The organism is Actinacidiphila paucisporea, assembly GCF_900142575.1.
Taxonomy (GTDB): Bacteria; Actinomycetota; Actinomycetes; order Streptomycetales; family Streptomycetaceae; genus Actinacidiphila; species Actinacidiphila paucisporea.
Genome location: NZ_FRBI01000013.1, coordinates 16165 through 32866, shown reverse-complemented (window position 1 = coordinate 32866; position 16702 = coordinate 16165). Strand labels below are relative to the sequence as shown.

The 16702-nt window shown below is 70.8% G+C and carries 15 protein-coding genes; 7 read left to right on the top strand and 8 right to left on the bottom strand.

Annotated elements, in window-relative coordinates:
* Positions 1–114: 114 nt before the first annotated feature.
* Together BUE44_RS20005 and eccE are read right to left on the bottom strand one after the other, a co-directional pair.
* Positions 115–906, bottom strand: a complete 792-nt coding sequence (locus BUE44_RS20005) for a hypothetical protein (protein ID WP_322940386.1) — start codon at positions 904–906, stop codon at positions 115–117.
* Positions 906–2195: a type VII secretion protein EccE gene (gene eccE / locus BUE44_RS20000; protein WP_079189901.1), complete on the bottom strand. Its 1290-nt coding sequence runs from the start codon at positions 2193–2195 to the stop codon at positions 906–908. The genes BUE44_RS20005 and eccE overlap by 1 nt, the downstream gene beginning before the upstream one ends.
* A 167-nt stretch (positions 2196–2362) precedes the next feature.
* Here eccE and eccB point away from each other — a divergent pair, with 167 nt between their 5' ends.
* The 7 genes from eccB to mycP (BUE44_RS19965) all read left to right on the top strand — a co-directional run bounded on the left by eccB (position 2363) and on the right by mycP (BUE44_RS19965) (position 9721).
* Positions 2363–3874: a type VII secretion protein EccB gene (eccB, locus tag BUE44_RS19995; protein ID WP_073500338.1), complete on the top strand. Its 1512-nt coding sequence runs from the start codon at positions 2363–2365 to the stop codon at positions 3872–3874.
* Positions 3875–3958: 84 nt separating this feature from the next.
* The gene (locus tag BUE44_RS19990) at positions 3959–4438 is read left to right on the top strand and encodes a hypothetical protein (RefSeq protein ID WP_073500337.1); all 480 of its coding nucleotides are present in this window, start codon (positions 3959–3961) and stop codon (positions 4436–4438) included.
* Between the two features lie 40 nt (positions 4439–4478).
* Positions 4479–5993, top strand: coding sequence for a WXG100 family type VII secretion target (locus BUE44_RS19985; RefSeq protein WP_073500336.1), 1515 nt, complete (start codon positions 4479–4481; stop codon positions 5991–5993).
* A 43-nt stretch (positions 5994–6036) separates the two neighbouring features.
* Positions 6037–7431 carry a type VII secretion-associated serine protease mycosin gene (mycP, locus tag BUE44_RS19980; protein ID WP_073500335.1) on the top strand — a complete coding sequence of 465 codons (1395 nt, stop codon included), beginning with the start codon at positions 6037–6039 and terminating at the stop codon, positions 7429–7431.
* A 143-nt stretch (positions 7432–7574) separates the two neighbouring features.
* A complete protein-coding gene (locus BUE44_RS19975) occupies positions 7575–7901 on the top strand; it encodes a WXG100 family type VII secretion target (protein WP_073500334.1) in 327 nt (108 codons plus the stop codon).
* A gap of 135 nt (positions 7902–8036) precedes the next feature.
* Complete coding sequence (locus BUE44_RS19970) at positions 8037–8333, top strand: WXG100 family type VII secretion target (RefSeq protein WP_073500333.1); 297 nt, start codon at positions 8037–8039, stop codon at positions 8331–8333.
* 161 nt (positions 8334–8494) lie between these two features.
* Complete coding sequence (gene mycP / locus BUE44_RS19965) at positions 8495–9721, top strand: type VII secretion-associated serine protease mycosin (protein WP_407640039.1); 1227 nt, start codon at positions 8495–8497, stop codon at positions 9719–9721.
* A 74-nt stretch (positions 9722–9795) separates the two neighbouring features.
* On the opposite strand, the gene BUE44_RS35890 is transcribed toward mycP (BUE44_RS19965), so the two are convergent.
* From BUE44_RS35890 to BUE44_RS19925, 6 genes are all read right to left on the bottom strand, one after another.
* Positions 9796–11121, bottom strand: coding sequence for a YrhB domain-containing protein (locus BUE44_RS35890; protein WP_079189898.1), 1326 nt, complete (start codon positions 11119–11121; stop codon positions 9796–9798).
* A gap of 4 nt (positions 11122–11125) precedes the next feature.
* On the bottom strand, positions 11126–11485 hold the full coding sequence (locus BUE44_RS19945) for a YrhB domain-containing protein (RefSeq protein ID WP_073500331.1): 360 nt from the start codon (positions 11483–11485) through the stop codon (positions 11126–11128).
* A gap of 118 nt (positions 11486–11603) precedes the next feature.
* Positions 11604–13295 carry a putative T7SS-secreted protein gene (locus BUE44_RS19940; protein ID WP_073500330.1) on the bottom strand — a complete coding sequence of 564 codons (1692 nt, stop codon included), beginning with the start codon at positions 13293–13295 and terminating at the stop codon, positions 11604–11606.
* 297 nt (positions 13296–13592) lie between these two features.
* Positions 13593–15407 carry a putative T7SS-secreted protein gene (locus BUE44_RS19935; protein ID WP_073500329.1) on the bottom strand — a complete coding sequence of 605 codons (1815 nt, stop codon included), beginning with the start codon at positions 15405–15407 and terminating at the stop codon, positions 13593–13595.
* Positions 15407–16063: a hypothetical protein gene (locus tag BUE44_RS19930; RefSeq protein WP_073500328.1), complete on the bottom strand. Its 657-nt coding sequence runs from the start codon at positions 16061–16063 to the stop codon at positions 15407–15409. Before BUE44_RS19930 ends, BUE44_RS19935 begins: the two co-directional genes overlap by 1 nt.
* Positions 16060–16692, bottom strand: coding sequence for a hypothetical protein (locus BUE44_RS19925; RefSeq protein WP_235002284.1), 633 nt, complete (start codon positions 16690–16692; stop codon positions 16060–16062). Before BUE44_RS19925 ends, BUE44_RS19930 begins: the two co-directional genes overlap by 4 nt.
* Positions 16693–16702 lie beyond the last annotated feature (10 nt).

The following is a 16702-nucleotide window of genomic DNA, read 5'->3' as shown; positions in this document are numbered from 1 at the left end:
CGACCGCAACTGTGAGGCCGTAGAAGCGCTCTCGCCCGCGCGGCAGGAGGTCGACGGCGAGCCGCGCGGGAGGAGCAAGGCAGGCCCGGTTAAACGGCCTCCGGCCGCCCGCGGTCAATCGATGCGACGGGCCTCCCCGAGGAGGCCCACCTCCGCCTCGGTGGGCTGCATGAGCACGAACTGCCGGTGCTTCGGCGTGCCCCAGAGCATGACGCCGTCTCCGAGCGCGGGCAGCGCCGCCGCCTCCTCGCGGGTCAACCGCAGCACCTTGGCCAGGATCTCCGCCTCCTGCGGGGAGACCCGCTGGATGCCGACGAGGCCGGCCTCGCCCAGCAGCCTGGGCGCCTGCGGACCGAGGAAGGGCAGCAGCGTCAGCACGGCCTGCCACGGCGCCTTCGCGAGGCGGCTGCGCGGCGGGTAGGTGCCGCAGTCCCGTACGACCAGCACCGGGCTGGACACCGTCGGGCCCTGGGTGGGGAGTTCCTTCACGTCGTGCACCGTCATGCACTGCTGCCCGCCCCCCGCGGCCTGCGACAGCGGTGTCCAGACCTGCGGGCGTGCCGACTCCACCGCGACGCGGGCGCCGGTGCCGACCGCGCGCAGGGCCAGCACCTGTGCGGTCCACACGCTGCCGATCACGACGAGGTCGAGCTGCGTGGGCCGGAACAGGCCGAGGACAGCGGGATTCCCGGCCTCGTCGATGCCCGAGACCACACCGTCGTCGCCCAGCGGCAGCGACATCGAGTCGAGCTGCCGCGCCGACAACCCGTGCCGGTCCCGTCGCGGGCCGCGCAGACCGAAGCCCGGCTTGGCCTTTGGGCGCCGCGGGGGCACAGCCCGGTCCGGCTCGCCAGGGCGCATCCCGGGGCGCGGCGCCTGGTACCCCTGCATCGGATGACTGGTCATCAGCTGGTTCCTCCCAGCGGCAGTGTGGCCAGCACACCCGGCAACTGCTCCCGGTCGAGCCGGACAAGGCCCACCTTGTGCTGGCGCGCGACCCGTTCCAATTCCCTGCGTGCCGCACTGAGCTGGCGGTCGTCCCTGGCTGTTATCCGCACGTACGCGCTGAGCGCCGGCGTCTGGCCGGTGCCGCGGCTCAGTGTCAGCGCGAAGCTTCCGGCCATGGCGGGAACCGCGGTGAGCGCGGTGACCGTACGCGCGGTCGGCAGTGCACCGCCGCCCTGCGGCCAACGCCCTACCCAGTACGTGGTGTGCCAGCGGTCGTCGCAGCGCCATGCGCGGCTGCGTTCCAGTGTCCTGCGCTGGCCCGTGCCGATCCGCCCGGCCAGTGCAGTGGCGAGCGGGTTGACGCCCGCCGAGGTGGCCAGGGCCGCGGTCAGCTCCTCCTCGTCCAGTACGGAGGCCTCGAAACCCGCCCCCGCCAGCCTGCTGGCCAGATGGTCCGCCGCCCGCAGCACCGCCCGCTGGGCTCCGCCGAGACCGCCGCCGCGGGCCAGCACCGCCTCCGGGCACAACTCCGGGTCCAGCTTGAGCGCGACCCAGGTCACGCGTATCGCCGGCGTGCCGTATTGCGCCTGCAACGGGCCGTACGACACCGCCGCCACCGCCTGCGGGGGAAGATGCGGGGCCGGGGCGGGCTGGACGTGCTGGACGACCTGGACCGACGCCAGCGATATGCCGTCCACGTCCAGGGCGTCATAGAGCAGCCCCAGCGGCATCGGCCTCGCAGTACGCAGCGGTTCGTCCCGCGACTGCACCAGCAGCAGCGCCGTCAGGAACGTACCGTCGCCCACCATCCCGACGCTGCGCTCCCGGCGCCGACCGGTGAAGGTGTACGTGCGCAGGGCGGGGTCGCATTCGGTGATGGGTGCCAGAGCCGGGTCGATGAGCCCCGAACCCGCGGCAATTGCCGCGCCGCCCGGTGCCGCCGCCTCCCTGGCCGCCTCACGCTGTCGGCGCCGCATCGCCATGACGCTGGTCAGCCACTCGGGCAGCGGCCTGCCTCGGCGGCGCATCACGGCCGCGGCGACCAGCAGCACCGCCACCACGGCGCAGGGCACCATCACCGCGCCGCCCGCCGCCGCGCCGATCAGCACCAGCGCCGCGGCCACCTCGACCAGCGCGAGTTGGTGCAGCCGGAACACACCGATCCGCCCGGGGCGCGAACTCAGATGCAGCGCCGCCGGGGCCGGACCGTGCCTGCGATCACGGCGTGCTGTGCTTGCGGTGGTCATCCCCCTGCGCCCTCCGTCGTGCGGCGTCATGATGCACGCTCACCGTACCGGTGTCGTAGGACATGCGGCGCACCCGGCATAGTAGGTGACCGACCCTGCCAACGCGACGGCACGGTGCCTGACGGCAGCGGGTCCCAGCGGACGTCACCCGGGGGGAAAGCGGAACGATGGCCTCACGCAAGGAACAGCTCAACGCCTACACCTTCGCGCGCAAGCGCGTGGTGGCGGCTTTTCTCCAGCCGAACCCGGCCGGGTCCGACGAAGGAGCCCCGCGCCCGCTGCGCACCCTGGTGCCGGGCATCGTCGTCGGAGCCGTCCTGCTCGCGGGTTTCGGCGCCTGGGGACTGATAAGCCCCTCGGTGCCGCACGGCTGGGACGAACCGGGCAAGCACGTGATCGTCGCCGACGAGTCCACCACGCGCTACGTCGTGCTGAATGACGTCGACACCCACAAGCCCGTGCTGCACCCGGTGCTGAACATGGCGTCGGCGCGGCTGCTGCTCGACCCAGGGGCCTACGACGTCATCAAGGTCAAGGAGTCCGTGCTCGACCACAGCGGACTCAAGCACGGCGCCACCATAGGGATCCCCTACGCCCCCGACCGGCTGCCCAAAGCCGCCGACGCAGGCAAGGCGAAGGTCTGGGCGGTCTGCGACCGGCCGGGCGGCGGCACCAGCCGCGCCCCGCAGCAGGCGGTGTTCGTCCTCGGCGGCGACGAGGCGGCCGCCATGAGCGGCCCGTCCAAGCTCGGCGGCGACCAGGTCCTCTACGTACAGGATCAGGACGGCGTCCAATACCTCGTGGACAGCGACGGCATCAAGTTCCTCCTGGACGGCTCCGGCACGAAGAGTCAGAAGAACGCCAAGGCGAATGACCCAGGCATGCTGCTGCGCACGCTTTTCGGCGAGAACCCGCAGCCGCAGACCGTCTCCGACACCTGGCTCGCCTCGCTCGACAGCGGGACGCCGATCCGCTTCCCGCCCATCGAAAACCGCGGCGACACCGAGAAGGTCGTCGGGGTGCCCGGCGGCAGTTCCAAGGTCGGCACAGTGCTGCGCGCCCCGTCGGGAGCCGGCTACCAGTACTACATCGTCACCAAGGACGGGGTCGCACCGATCACCCAGTTCGCCTCACTGCTGCTGCTCCAGGCGAACACCCAGACCGCCCCGGTGCAGACCAGCATCCCGCAGAGCCCGCAGCCCCCCTTCCTGCCGAAGGACTGGCCGCAGGGCGACCCGCGCCAGGTCAACACGCCCGACGCCGACTCACCCCGCAACGTGGCGTGCAGCGTACTGCGCGGCGGCGCCACCACGGCCGACGGACCCGACCTCAGCCTGTGGGCGGGCAAGGACTACCCCGAGCAGATCGTCGAGGGCGCCAGCAGCGCCTACGTGACGCCCGGCAGCGGCCTGCTCTACCAGGAGGTCAGCGGCACCGACACCAGCGGCGGCACCCTCTTCCTGGTCACCGACACCGGTCTGCGGTACGCGGTCTCCCGCAACAACGACAGCGCCGCGGCCAACAAGGCGTCCGACGCGAAGCAGGAGACCAACCAGGCCGCCGTACGGCTCGGCTACGCGGACGTCAAGCCCATGTCCATCCCGTCCGTCTGGTCCGAACTTCTCCCGAAGGGCCCGGCGTTGGACACCGCAAGTGCGGCACAACCACAGGGATCCTGATCGCGCCGCGCAACGGTATACGGGTAAACTCAACGCAGGTGGTGTCTGTGGCCACCGGGGTCATGGGGGAGGGGCGACGCTCGAATGGAAGCACCGGTAGACGGCGGCGGTGGCAGCCTGCACGTTGCGTTGGAGGACCTGCGCAGCTTCAAGACGCGTGTGGACGGGCTGCTCGAGGAACTGGACGGCTCGGACTTCGCACCGAAGGAAATTGGTCAGGGCCGGGTCAAGGCCGTCCAGATCGGCCACGGTTTCGGCGAGGCCGAGGATCTGATGAAGGCGTACGACTACGTCCACGGCCAGCTCGAACAGCTCTCGCTGACGCTGGCCAACCAGATCGAGGCGATGAGCCTTTCGCTCCACATCGGGCACTCGACGTTCAAGAACGTCGACCTCGGCACCCAGCGCAAGCTCCTCGACCTCAACGACCAGATCGTCCAGGCGTACAACCCGGCACTGGACCCGAACGCACCGAAGGTCGCCGACACCGGACACCCCGCGGCACACACCGCAGCGGACCACGGCGGCAGCGGTTCGCAGGCAGGCAGCGGGGGCGTCGGATGACCGGCCGCACCAATAAAGCAACGGAAGACGGGGGCAGGACATGACCGATCAGTCAGGGAGCACCCCCGGCGGATGGTTCGGCAACATGGTGAAGTCGGTCGAGCACGCGCTCGACTTCTCCCGCACGGATTTCGAGTCGTTCTCGCACGAGGCGATGCTGAGCATGGTCCAGAACGCCGACCCCGAGGCACTCGCCGGCTTCGGCGACCGTCTCACCACGGCGGTCAGCAAGATCAACCAGATCGGCACGGACCTCAACGACCACATCGCCTACGTCGACTGGGAAGGCGCGTCAGGCGCAGCCTTCAAGGACTGGGGCAAGAACGTCGCCAAGTCCACGCTGGCGCTGGGCGACTACGCCGACTCCACCGGCAAGGCGCTCACGGCCGCCGCCGACACGCTGCGCACGGTCAAGCGCGACATCCCGAAGGTCCCGGCCGGCGCCAAGGCCACCTACGACGCCCTGCACGCCGACCCCGCGGCCCGCCACGACCCCGACGGGCAGCAGGAGATCTCGCACGCCCACACGCAACTGGAGACCGCCCGCATCCAGGCGGCGGACCAGATGCACAAGCTGGCGCAGTCGTACTCGTTCTCGGCGGCGATCATCAACAATGCGCAGCCGCCGACGTATCCGCCGATGCCGGCCACGTTCGTGCCGCCGCCAGACGTCCGTGAGCACGATCCCGGCACGTACAGTTCTACGACCGGCTCGCATGTGCCGTACAAATCGAGCAGTAGTAGCAGCTCGTCACATTCGGTCAAGCCCGCGGAGCACAGCGGCCTGCAGAAGGTGTCGGTCGGGAGCGACGTGACGCACCTGACCACGACCGGATCGCCCGTCGTGAAGATCCCCGACAACAGCGCGGTGCCGGTCACACACATTCAGTCGACCGGACCGTTGGCTCCCGTTGCGACGCAGCAGACCCCGGTGACTCCGAACACCGGCGGTGGCGGCGGTCCCAACCTCGGTGGACCGAACCTCGGCAATACGTTCCAGCCGATCCCCAACCAGAACCAGCAGTTCGGCCGTACCGGCCCCACTCTGCCCAGCCAGTTGCGGGAGATCGAGCCCATCAACACTGCTGGCGGTCCGCGTGGTACCGGCCCGTTCAACCCGCGGAACGTGCCGATGTCGCCTGCCGAGGAGATCGGTGCCGCTCCGCCTATGCGGCGCAGCACGACCAATGGCATCTACGGCGGCCGTCCGTCGACCGAGCCGGAGGTGTTGGGCGGTCGTCCGCAGGGTCAGGTTCCTCGTGGCAGTGTCGTCGGTGGCCGGGGTGCCGCCGCGCGCATGCCTGGCGGTGGCATGGCAGAAGGCGGCAGTCCCGGTATGGGCGGCCGAAGTGCTATGAACCGTGGCGGCGCAGGGCGGTTGGCGAGCGAACCCGGGGGTGTCGTGGGCCGGACGCCGGCCGGTGAGTTCGCGCCGGGGTCGAGTCGTTCCTCCGACCGCGACCGGCGTCGTAACAGCTCCCGTCCCGATCACCTCATCGAAGAGGACGACTGGATCCCGACCCGTGACGATATCGCCCCACCCGTTATCGACTGACTTAACGGCGATCCGACTGAGCCGTACTGCGAGGAGAAGAGCGATGAAACGCCGGGCACGTACCTGGGTCCGCCGTGCCCTGGCTGTCGTCGCCACGAGTGGCGCCCTGGTGCTGAGCATCGGGGCGCTGCCCGCGCAGGCGCAGACCCTCCGCCAGATGCAATGGCATATCGACGCGATGCGACTGCCGGAAGCCTGGAAGATCAGTAAGGGCGCGGGCGTCACCGTTGCGGTGATCGACAGTGGCGTCGATCGGAACATCCCGGACCTTGAAGGCCAGGTACTGGATGGGGGGAGGAGCTTCACGTACCCCGCTGGGTCGCCCTATGACGACAAGGACGGCCACGGCACTGCCATGGCCAGCCTGATTGCGGGTACTGGGGCGGCAGACGGCGGTACAGGTGCCAGGGGTGCAGCGCCGGATGCCAAAATCCTGCCGATTCGCATCTTCAACGATCCGCGTGACACTAATGAGGCTGCCAGCGCGGCGTCGTTCACTGTGCAGCTCGACAACGCCATCCGCTACGCGGCAGATAGCAAGGCACGAGTAATCAGTATCTCGGAGGGTGTGCCAGCCACTTCCCTGCGGGCACAAGATATCTCTGGCCTTCAGGATGCAATTGACTACGCGCGGGCCAGAGGCAGCCTAATTTTCGCAGCTACAGGTAACTCAGGCGAAAAGGGCAGCCCTGTGGAGTACCCAGCTGAGAGCCGCAACGTGGTTGGTATCGGCGCACTAGATCGCAACGGGAACGTCCTTCCGCTGTCCACCAAGGGGCCCCAGGTGGACCTGTCAGCTGTTGGCCAAAATATTGCTAAGGCCTGCCCAAGCGGTGTTCGGCCACACTGCGTCAACACCGGAAGCGGCACGAGCGATTCGACCGCCCTCACGTCCGGCTCCGCCGCCCTCCTCTGGTCCGCCCACCCCTCCTGGACCGCCAACCAGGTCCTGCGGGTGCTGCTCAACACCGCGTCGAAGCCCACTGACGGGGCCGAACGGAACGACTCCATCGGGTACGGAGCCGTGCGGCCGCGGGTCGCTCTGCAGACGCCGGGGGATCCCGGGCCCGCTGACGTCTATCCGTTGGCGGAGCACGAGGGCTGGCAGCAGGGCCCGGAGCCGTCCGCGACGCCGACGTCAGGCGCCACGGGGACGGCCGCTCCTGCGCCTTCGGCTTCGTCGTCCGACAAGGCGGTCGCCGGGGGCTCCGACTCGGCCGGCGGCGGCAGCAGTTCGGCGCCGTGGCTCGCGGCCGGTGCGGCCGTCGTCGTGCTGGCGGCGGGCGGGACGGCGCTCGCGGTCCGCAGCCGGCGCCGACGTGCCGCATCGGCCGCCTCAGCCGCGTCGGCCGCCGCCGTTTATGCGCCGCTGCCACCGCACCATCCGCAGCAACCGCCGTATGGTGGTTACCGGCCGCCTCCGCCGCCGCCCTCCTAGGGCGGGCCGAGGGCACAACTGGGACTATGGGGTGTCCTGTTGGGATCGGCAGGTGTTGTGGCTAGAGTGAGCGGGTAACGTATTCGCCCGCGACGACGTACACGCGATTGCATGGGGGAGGGGCAGAAACCATGACTGCCGGAATGAAAGTCACCGCGGCCTCGCTGGCCAAGCTGGAAACCGACATCTACGACATGGTCGGCTCGATGGACCGCCAGGTGAAGGCGCTTCAGACGGTGATCGACAACCTCGAAGGCCACTGGCGGGGTATCGGCGCCAACGCCTTCAACGCGCAGCAGAGCCTGATCAACGAGGACCACCGGGTGCTGGCGATCCTGCTGAACAAGATCAAGGAAGCCGTGCACGACACGAACCTGACCTCGGGTTCGACCGATGAGGATGTCCTGCAGGACATGAAGAGCATCGACATCAACGGCAGCGCCGCGGGCAGCGGCATCGCCGGTCTCTGAGTTGGTGTCCGACCCGATCCCTGACCCGATCCTTGACCTCGTCACTGACCTGGTCCCGGACCTGGTTGTCGATGGTCACCTGGTCTCCGACCATCACGTCAAGAGCCGTATCAGCTACTTCCATGGGGGGTAATCATGTCCGATCCCGGTGAACTCAAGGTCACATATTCCTCGCTCGACGAGGCCGCTGGCGCGATCAAGCAGCAGGCCGGTCAGCTCGAGACCGACCTTGACAACCTGCTGACCCGCGTCCGCGCGGTCGCCGCGTACTGGGAGGGCGACGCGCAGACCGCTTTCCACGCGGTCGCGAACGAGTGGGCGAACCGTACGCACCACATGCACGAGGTGCTGGAGTCGATCGCCAGCAAGGTGCAGATCGCGAGCGGTCACTACAACGCGGCCGACAAGAAGGCCGCGTCGTACTTCGGCTGACGCCGAGACTGAACCGACCGGCCGTGCGGCCGACCCGGACCGGCTGGCCGCCATGGCGGCCGACCGGCGGGTCGGCGCCGGGCCGGTCCATTGGGGTGTACGGGCCGAGGAGAGGCGTCGTGAGGGTTGCAGGGCCGCCGCCGCATCGGCGTGCGGTGTCCGTGGCTGCCGCCGGCGCGGCGGTGCTGGCGCTGCTGCCGGGGGTCGTCCTGGGCGCGGCTGCGCCGGCGCTCGCCTCCCCCGCGGCTCCGACGGCCTCCGCCGTCCGGCCTGATTCGCCGCATGCCGCCCAGCCGCTCGACGGCGACGGGCAGTGCACGTTCCCGGCGCCGTCCGTGAAGCAGACCCCCTGGTCGTTGCAGCGCGTGCTGGTGAACCAGTTGTGGCAGGGCACCGGCCAGGGCAAGGGCGTCAAGGTCGCGGTGATCGACTCGGGGGTGGCCGTCACGAATCCCCAGTTGGCCTCGGCGGTCGATGTCGCCCATAGCGTCGACCTGATAGATCCCAAGGGGCACGGCACCACCGACCCGGTCGGGCACGGTACGGAGGTGGCCGGCATCATCGCCGCCCGCCCGGCGCCCTCCACCGGCTTCGTGGGAATCGCCCCCGCGGCGACGATCATCTCGATCCGGCAGGCGAGCGAGGACGGCACCGGCACGGTGCCCAACCTGGTGACCGCCTTGCAGAAGGCCGTTGCCGCCCACGCCAAGGTCATCAACATCTCGCAGGACACCTCGACCGACACGCCCGAGCTGGCGGACGCGATCGACGCGGCCGTGCGGTCGGGTGCGGTGGTCGTCGCCTCCGCGGGCAATGACGGGGGCGACGGAAAGGCGCGTACGACCTATCCCGGCGCCTACCGGGGCGTGCTGGCCGTCGGCGCGTCCGACCGCAACAACGAGCGGGCCTCCTTCTCCCAGACGGGGGATTTCGTCGGGGTGGCGGCGCCCGGCGTGGACATGCTGTCCACCGTTCCCGGCGGCGGCCAGTGCGTGGACAACGGCACCAGTTTCGCCGCGCCTTACGTCGCCGGTGTCGCGACCCTGATCCGCGCCAAGCACCCGACCTGGACGGCGGCGCAGGTGATCGCGCAGATCGAGCAGACGGCGCAGCGCACCTCGCTCGGCCACAACTCCCTGGTCGGCTGGGGCGTGGTGGACCCCGTCCGGGCGCTCACCGACGACGAGAAGCCGATCGATTCGCCGACGCCCGATCCCGGAACGCTGAAGGGGCAGGACCGGGTCATGCCCGCGGCCCTGACCTTCGGTGACCCCGCGCGGCAGCGGGAGAAGCGCACCGCGGCGTATGTGGTGAGCGGTATCGCGGTGGCGCTGCTGCTGATCACCGGCGCGACGGTGGCCCTGCGCGACCGCGGGCGCCGCTCCTGACCCGCGGGGTCCCACCCGAAGGCGGAAAACCCCACGAGCCGGGAGCGAGGCCCGCAGACGCCCGCATGCGGCCTTCAGCGGTACTGAATCAGGTGCAGCGACCGTACGCCGTCGCTCTCCAGCTCCACCGGGGCGTCCCTCGCCGTGTCGATGAGGACCAGGCCGTTCTCGGTCTGCGCGGCCACGCACAGCAGCCCGACCGACTCGCGGCCGCGCCGGTCGTTCCTGCGCACCCACACCACGGACCGCGAGCCGACCGGCATCTCCGCCAGGCCGGCCACCAGGGTCTGCCAGTCGGTGTAGTCGGTCACGGAGAGGACCGCGCCGAGCGGGCTCATCGTCGGTGCGAACCACGCCGCGGGGCCCGGCTCCGGTGGCAGCGGGAAGCCGTCGACGCCGGGCTGCGCACCCCGGTCCCAGCGGTCGAACCAGCCCCACGGGTCGGAGTTGGGCAGCCCGAACGGCACGGAGCCGTCCTTCGGTACCACCAGTGCCGCGTCCAGCATCGCGTGCTGCGGATTGCCGTCGGCCAGGAAATCGCGGGTGTTGCAGGCGAACAGCCAGCCGCGGGCGGTCTCGTCCGCGGGGGAGGGCTCGACGAGGACGACCTGGTCGCCGTACACGTGCTCGAGCCACGCCTCGGCCGCGCGTACGGCCGCTCCGAAGTCGGTCACGCCCGTCGAGGACCGCGCGGCGGAAGGCTGCGCGTCCCGCGTCTCGTGCGCGGACGCCGGCGGGACGCGGGCCAGCACGATCTCCCGTACGTTCTCTGTCTCCAGCCTGGCGAGCCGCCGGGCCTGCGGGTCGAGCAGCGCGACCTGGCCGTCCTTGTTGTGCGCGTAGAGCAGGTGGCCGGTCGCCTCGGCCCCGTGCAGTTCACGGCGTACCCACACCACGCCGGCGGTGCCCGGGCCCAGTTCGCCGACCGCCGCGATGACCGTCTCCCAGTCCGGGCACGGCCCGACCTCGGCCGTCGGGAAGTACCGCAGCAGGAAGTCGTCCCACCAGGTGGGGCTCTCGTGCGCGGACTGCCAGGGCAGGGCCGTCGCGGGCGCCCCGCCGACCGTCGCGTGGGCCGCGAGCACCGCGCCCCTGGCGTTCGTCCTGCGGGCCTGTTCGGCGGGGTCCCTGGGCCGCGGGTCCCGTTCGAAGTCGGCCAGGTCGCCCCACGGGTCGTCGGTGGCCGGGTGGAAGGGCGGCATGCCGTTCTTGGGCACGCACACCAGCGACGTCAGCGGCGGCGCGGGCGCGGTCGGCCCGTGCACGCCGGGCGTCGGCTGCAGCGCGGTGCTGAACACCCACGCCTGCGGCGTCTCGGCGACCGGGTCGCGCAGCAGCTCCACCGGCACGTCGTAGGCGGACCGCAGCCACTCGTGGGCGAGCCGGTACGGGTCGGTCATGTCCTCACGCCCCGGCGGACGGGGGCCGGTGGGTCCACTGGGTGCCGAAGACGCGCGGGTCGGTCAGCTGGCTGAGCTGCTCGGGCCAGACCCCGTCCTCGAACCACGCCACGGCGTTCTCCGTGCTCAGCGCGCTCGGCGTGAAGTCGATCAGCGAGCCGTCCTTGAACACGACGATCTCCCGCACCATCGGTGCCTGGGTCATGTCGCCGGTGTCGATGTGCTCCTGCGAGTCGAAGCCGACGGTCCACGCCAAGCGGTATTCGGTGGTGCTCCCCGGCTCCACCACGATCGTCGGCGGCCCGTCGCCGAACTTGTCCCGAAGGAACGCCCAGGCGGCGGCGAGCGCCTCCTCCTCGGTCATCACGGGTGCACCTTTCTTCGTCGTACGGCGTCGCACGCCGTCATGCGGCTTCGTGCCACGTCGTTCACATCACGTCGGTCGGTTGATCGGTTGATCGGTCGACCGGTCGGTGTTCAGGCTACTTGTACGGCATGTACTGGATTTTCACGCCCTTTTCCAGCTGGGCCAGCCGGCCGGTCTGCCCGTCGAGGAAGACCACGCCGTTGCTGTCGTGCACGACGTTGAAGACGTGCGCGGAATTGCCGCGGCCGATGTAGACGACGCCTCGGGAGCCCTCACCGCGCGCGTTCATGTCGTTGATGATGTCGTCGTAGCTTCCGACGTCCTCGAACTTCGCGCCGGGATTGCCGAGCCGTGCCGGGCTGGGCCACTGCGGATTCTGCAGCGGGGTGGCCTTGGAGGGCATGCCGTCGAGGCGTTCGTTGACCGCCTCGACGTTCTTGGAGCAGTTCTGCGTGTAGCCGGGCTTGCCGGTCTCGTTGACGTCCTTGAGCCAGGGGTATTCGTCGTGCAGGAACTGCGCCTCCTCGGCCGGGGTCATCGAACCCTGGTGGAAGGCCGCGCCCTTGACGTCGGAAGTGGATTTGGCGAGGCCCTTCCACTTGCTGCCGCTCTCCGCGGCGTCCTTCGCCGCCTGCTCGGCGGCGTCCTTGCCGGCGCCTTCGACTCCTGCCTTGGCTCCCGCGCTGCCGCCGTCGGTGGCCAGCGCCAGCAGGACGTTGCCGATCAGGCGGCCGCCCGCTTCGTCGCCGTCGGAGCCCCATCCACTGCCGAGCAGCATGCTGGGCAGCCGTTCCGGGTGCGCGGTCATGTCGACCAGGCCGGCGACGGTGGAGTTGAGGTGGGTCAGATACTGCGCGGGGTGGGTGAGGTTGTACGGGTCGTACGGGTTCAGGCCGCGGACGAACTTCAGCATGTCCGTGCCGGAGCGGATCAGGCCGCCGCCGAAATGCTCCAGCTGGATCGGCGCGGACTTCAGGAAGTCGCCGCCGTCGCTCTTCATCCGGTCGGTGAAGTCCGGCTTGCGCGGCGCCAGCGCGGTGGCGGCACGCACCTTGGCCTCGGCCTCGCTCGCCACGGTGTCGCGCTGCTTGCGGGCCGACTCGAGTATCTCCTTGGCGTGGTTCTTGTCGCCCACGCCCGGGTCGACGAAGGCGTCGGGAGCCACCGGCGGCTTGCCCGGGTCGCTGTCGCCGTCGACCAGCTTCTTGTAGCTGGCCAGGTCGGTGTTGTACTGATCGACCTTCGCGTTGTACGCGTCCGCGGCCTTCTTCCGCGCCTCGGTGCCCTGCTTCCACAACCTGACGGCTTCCTTGGCCTGGTCCTGCGCCCAGTCGACGGTGAAGGCGTAGTGCTCCAGCGCGTTCGACGCGTCCTGGCAGGCGGTCGCGGCCTTGGCCCACTTCGCCGGCTGCGGCTTGAACTTCGCCCGGAAGGCCTCGGCGCCGTCGCCGTCCCAGCTGCCCGGGTCGAGGTGGGTAAGACCGGTGTGGCCGGTGTCGAAGGCGGTGTGGAAGCGGTTCAGGTGCCCGGAGACCTCGCGGATCTTGTGCGAGTCGCCGTGCACCAGTTCCTTGGGCTCCTCGGTCTGGCCGAGTTGCTGCTCGTCGACGTGCGCGCCGAGGTGGTCGGCGAGGGAGTCTCCGTGGTCGTCGACCCAGTCGGCCGCGTCGTGCAGGCCGATGTGGTCCAGGTTGTCACCGACGAAGTGGGCTCCGTCGTCGATCAGTTCGCCGGCCTTCTGCTTGGCTTTGCCAATCAGTTTCTCGCCGTTGTCGCCGATCTTGTTGATCAGACTACCGAGACCCATCAGCCCACCCCCGCGGTGCCGTTCTGCGGAGCCGGTTCGGCGGCCGGCCCGCTTGTTGCCGTGTTGACGATCCGGGCCATCCTCTCAGGTTCCGGCCGCGGGACGCATCCTCGGGGCGGCGACTGCCAGGCCGGGCGAGATGACAGAGCACGGCGGAACGGACCTTTCCGGCCTCTCGGTTGGACTCCCGCGGCCCCCGACCCGTGCGCGGCGCTCGTCGGGGCCGGCTCGCCGTTCGGCAGCTGCCGGCAGTACGTGCGGGCGGCGATACGCCGGGCGTCGTCCGCGTTCGTCGGACTACTCCGGGGTCGGGGTCACGGCCTGCTCGCGGGTGACAGGACGCAGGGCGGCGTCCAGGACGTAGTGGACGACATGCCGCGCCGCCAAGTGGATCGGGTGCCTGCTCACGAGGCCGGACTGCGGGTCGAACCAGAAGACCTCGCCGTGGTGGTTCAGCGCGGTCAAGACGTGCGCGGCGCGCCCACCCTGGGCTGTCAGCGGCCATTCGACGAGGACGAAGGCGCTCGACCCGTGCCCGGAGCCGCGCAGGTCGGCGGCCACCCGCTGGTAGGCGCCGGGCCCGTGACCGGTGTAACCGATGGACGCGCCGCCCCGGACGTTGCCGTTCTCCACGCCGAACCGCTCGGCGCCCAATACGTCGAGCTTCCCGCCGGCCGTCCAGCTGTGCGTGCGGGCCGAGGCGACCTGCGGATCGCCGTACCAGGTCTCCATCCCGGCACGCACGGTGTCGGCGTAGTTGGTGGAACGGCCCGCCATCTTGGTGCCGCCGTCGTTCTGCAGCCTCGTCCAGACGCCGCGAGGGTCGGGGCAGCGCTGGAAACTGCCCTCTAGGCGGCGCGGCACCGCCCTTTCCCGCAGCCACTGGTCCGCCCGGTCGGCCGGCTGCAGCCCGTCGCCACCGCCGCGCAGCACGCGGCGGATGTCGTCGAGCGTGGCACCGCGCACGGGTACGGCGTTCCGCCAGCCCGTCGCATTGCGTCCGGCCGCACTGCCTGCGTCCGTGGCGACGGCCAGCAGCACATTGCCGAGCAACCGCCCGCTCGCCTGGTCGCTGTCGCTGCCCCAGCCCGCACCGAGGACGAGGCCGGGCAAACGCTCCGGATGCGCTGTCAGGTCGAGCAGCCCGGCGGCCGTGGCATTGAGCCGCGTCATATAGGCGGCGGGATGGGCCCGGTTGTAGGTGTCGTACGGGTCCAGGCCGCGGAGGAACCTCTCCATGTCCGTGCCGGAGCGGATCAGACCACCGGCGAAGTGTTCGAGACGGATCGGCGCCGCGTCCAGCAGGTCCGCCGTGCCGGCCCCGAAGCGGCCGGCGAAGTCCGGCAGCCCGACGGCGAGCCCGGCCGCGGACCGTACGGCCGCCTCGGCGCCGCGGGCCACCGTGTCGCGCTGGTCCCGCGCCGCGGCCAGCAGGTCCTCGGCGGTGCCGCGGTCCTCCGCGCCAGGGTCGGTGAAGGGGCCTGGCATGGCCGGGAGTCCGCCGGCGCCGTCGCCGGCCGCGAGCGCGGACTCGTAGCGGTCTACCTGCGCGTTGTGTGCCGCCGCGGCCTTCTTCCGTGCCCGCACACCCTGCTTCCACAGCCGGACGGCCTCCTCGGCCTGGCCCTGCGCCCACTCCACGGTGAAGGCGTAGTGCTCCAGCGCGTCCGCCGCCTCCTGGCACGCGTCCGCCGCCCGGCCCCATGCCGCGGGCTGCTGTGCGAAAGCCGCGCGGAAGGCGTGGCCGCCCGCGCCGGACCAGCCGCCGGGGTCGAGCCGGGACAGGCCCCTGCGGCCGGTGTCGAAGGCCGTGTGCAGCCGGCGCAGACGGCCCGCGGCGGTGCGAAGGCGGCCGGGATCGCCGTGCAGCAGGTCCCTCGGGTCGTCGCACTCGCCCAACTTCCGCTCGGCGACCCGGGCGCCGAGCCGGTCGGCGACCAGGTCACCGGCGTCCTCGGTCCAGTCCGCCACGCGATGCAGTCCTGCGGCGTCGAACGCCGCGGCCAGCGAACGGGCATCGTCGTCGATCATGGCGCCGACCTTCCGCTGCGCGGAGCGCAGCAGCCGGTCGCCGCCGTCACCGAGCGCGTCGACCAGCGACCGGAGGCCCATCAGCCGCCGCTGCCGGTGCCACCGCCCTGTGCCTGCTGCGCGCGCTCCTCGGGGGTCGGGCCGTAGACCTGGTCAAGTGCCTGGTCGTAGCCGTCCTTGTGCCCACTGAGGGTCGCCGCGGTCTCCAGCGGTATCGACCGGCTCATGTCGTGGGCGGTGTCCTTCCAGGTCTGGCCCATGTCGGACACCGCCTGGTTGGCCGACTTCGCGCTGAAGTCGGGGTGCAGGAAGTCGTTGATCGGGTTGTCGGACCCGATCTGCCCCCACGACATGTTCTCCTCCTGCTCCTCCGTCAGGTTCGGGTTGCCGATGTCGGAGGCCACGACGACCTTGAGGGTCTTCTTGGCGTACTGGTCCATCTCGTAGTACGTGCCCGCTGCCAGGCCGAGCCGCTGCGCGATCTGGTCGGCGTCCTGGACGATCGTCCGCACGCCCCACTCCCAGCGGTCGCAGAAGCCGTCGAAGGCCGACGTGAGCCCGGAGTGCCCGGTCTGCATGCCGGTCAGCTTGAGGTTCGAGAAGCCGCGGCCGACATCGGCCGCCGCCTCCTGGCCCATCGACTGCAACTCGTGGATGACGCCGTTGAGCCCGGCCGCCGTCTGTGCGAGCGCCGCCTCGGTGACGTTGTAACCGCCGCCCCCGCCGCCTCCGGTCATCGTTCCTCCCCGTTCACCGCCGCGGTGTCCACCGCGGCCCCGTCAGGTACCACACCCGCCACCGGCGGGAAGATCATCGGCCGGCCGCCCGCCACGTCCAGCGCCACACCGGCTGGTTGGCCGACCGCCGGCACCACCTCGTCGAGCAGCCGCCAGCCGTAGACGGTCACGAAGTCCACGTCCGACGAGCCGTCGGCGCCGCGCGCGACCGCGAAACGCGCCAGCTCGGTGTCGTCGGAGAAGGCGTAGACCCAGTGCACACCGCCCATGCTCGTCGCCCACAGGTCGCCGCCCTCAAGCGTCGGCACCATGACCAGGCTGGCCCGGAAGGCGTCGAGCAGCGCGTCCGGGTCGCCGTTCCCCGCGTGCAGGTCGGCCAGTTCGGACACCAGCGCGGCGTGCGCGCCGTCCTGGGCGCTCGGCAGCATCCCGAAGGCCGCGGCCACCGGCACCGGCGGGCGGTCGGCCACGCCGTCCACCAGGTCCGTCAGCCCCGACCACGCCGCCTCCGCCGCGCTGTCGCCGGCGGGCAGGTCCGCCGCTCCGGCGCCGTCGAGCCCGCCGCCGTCGGGCCTGACCGGCGCCGCGTCACCGCCGGAACCGAACAGCCGGTCCCAGTCCGACTTCATGATCGTGCCC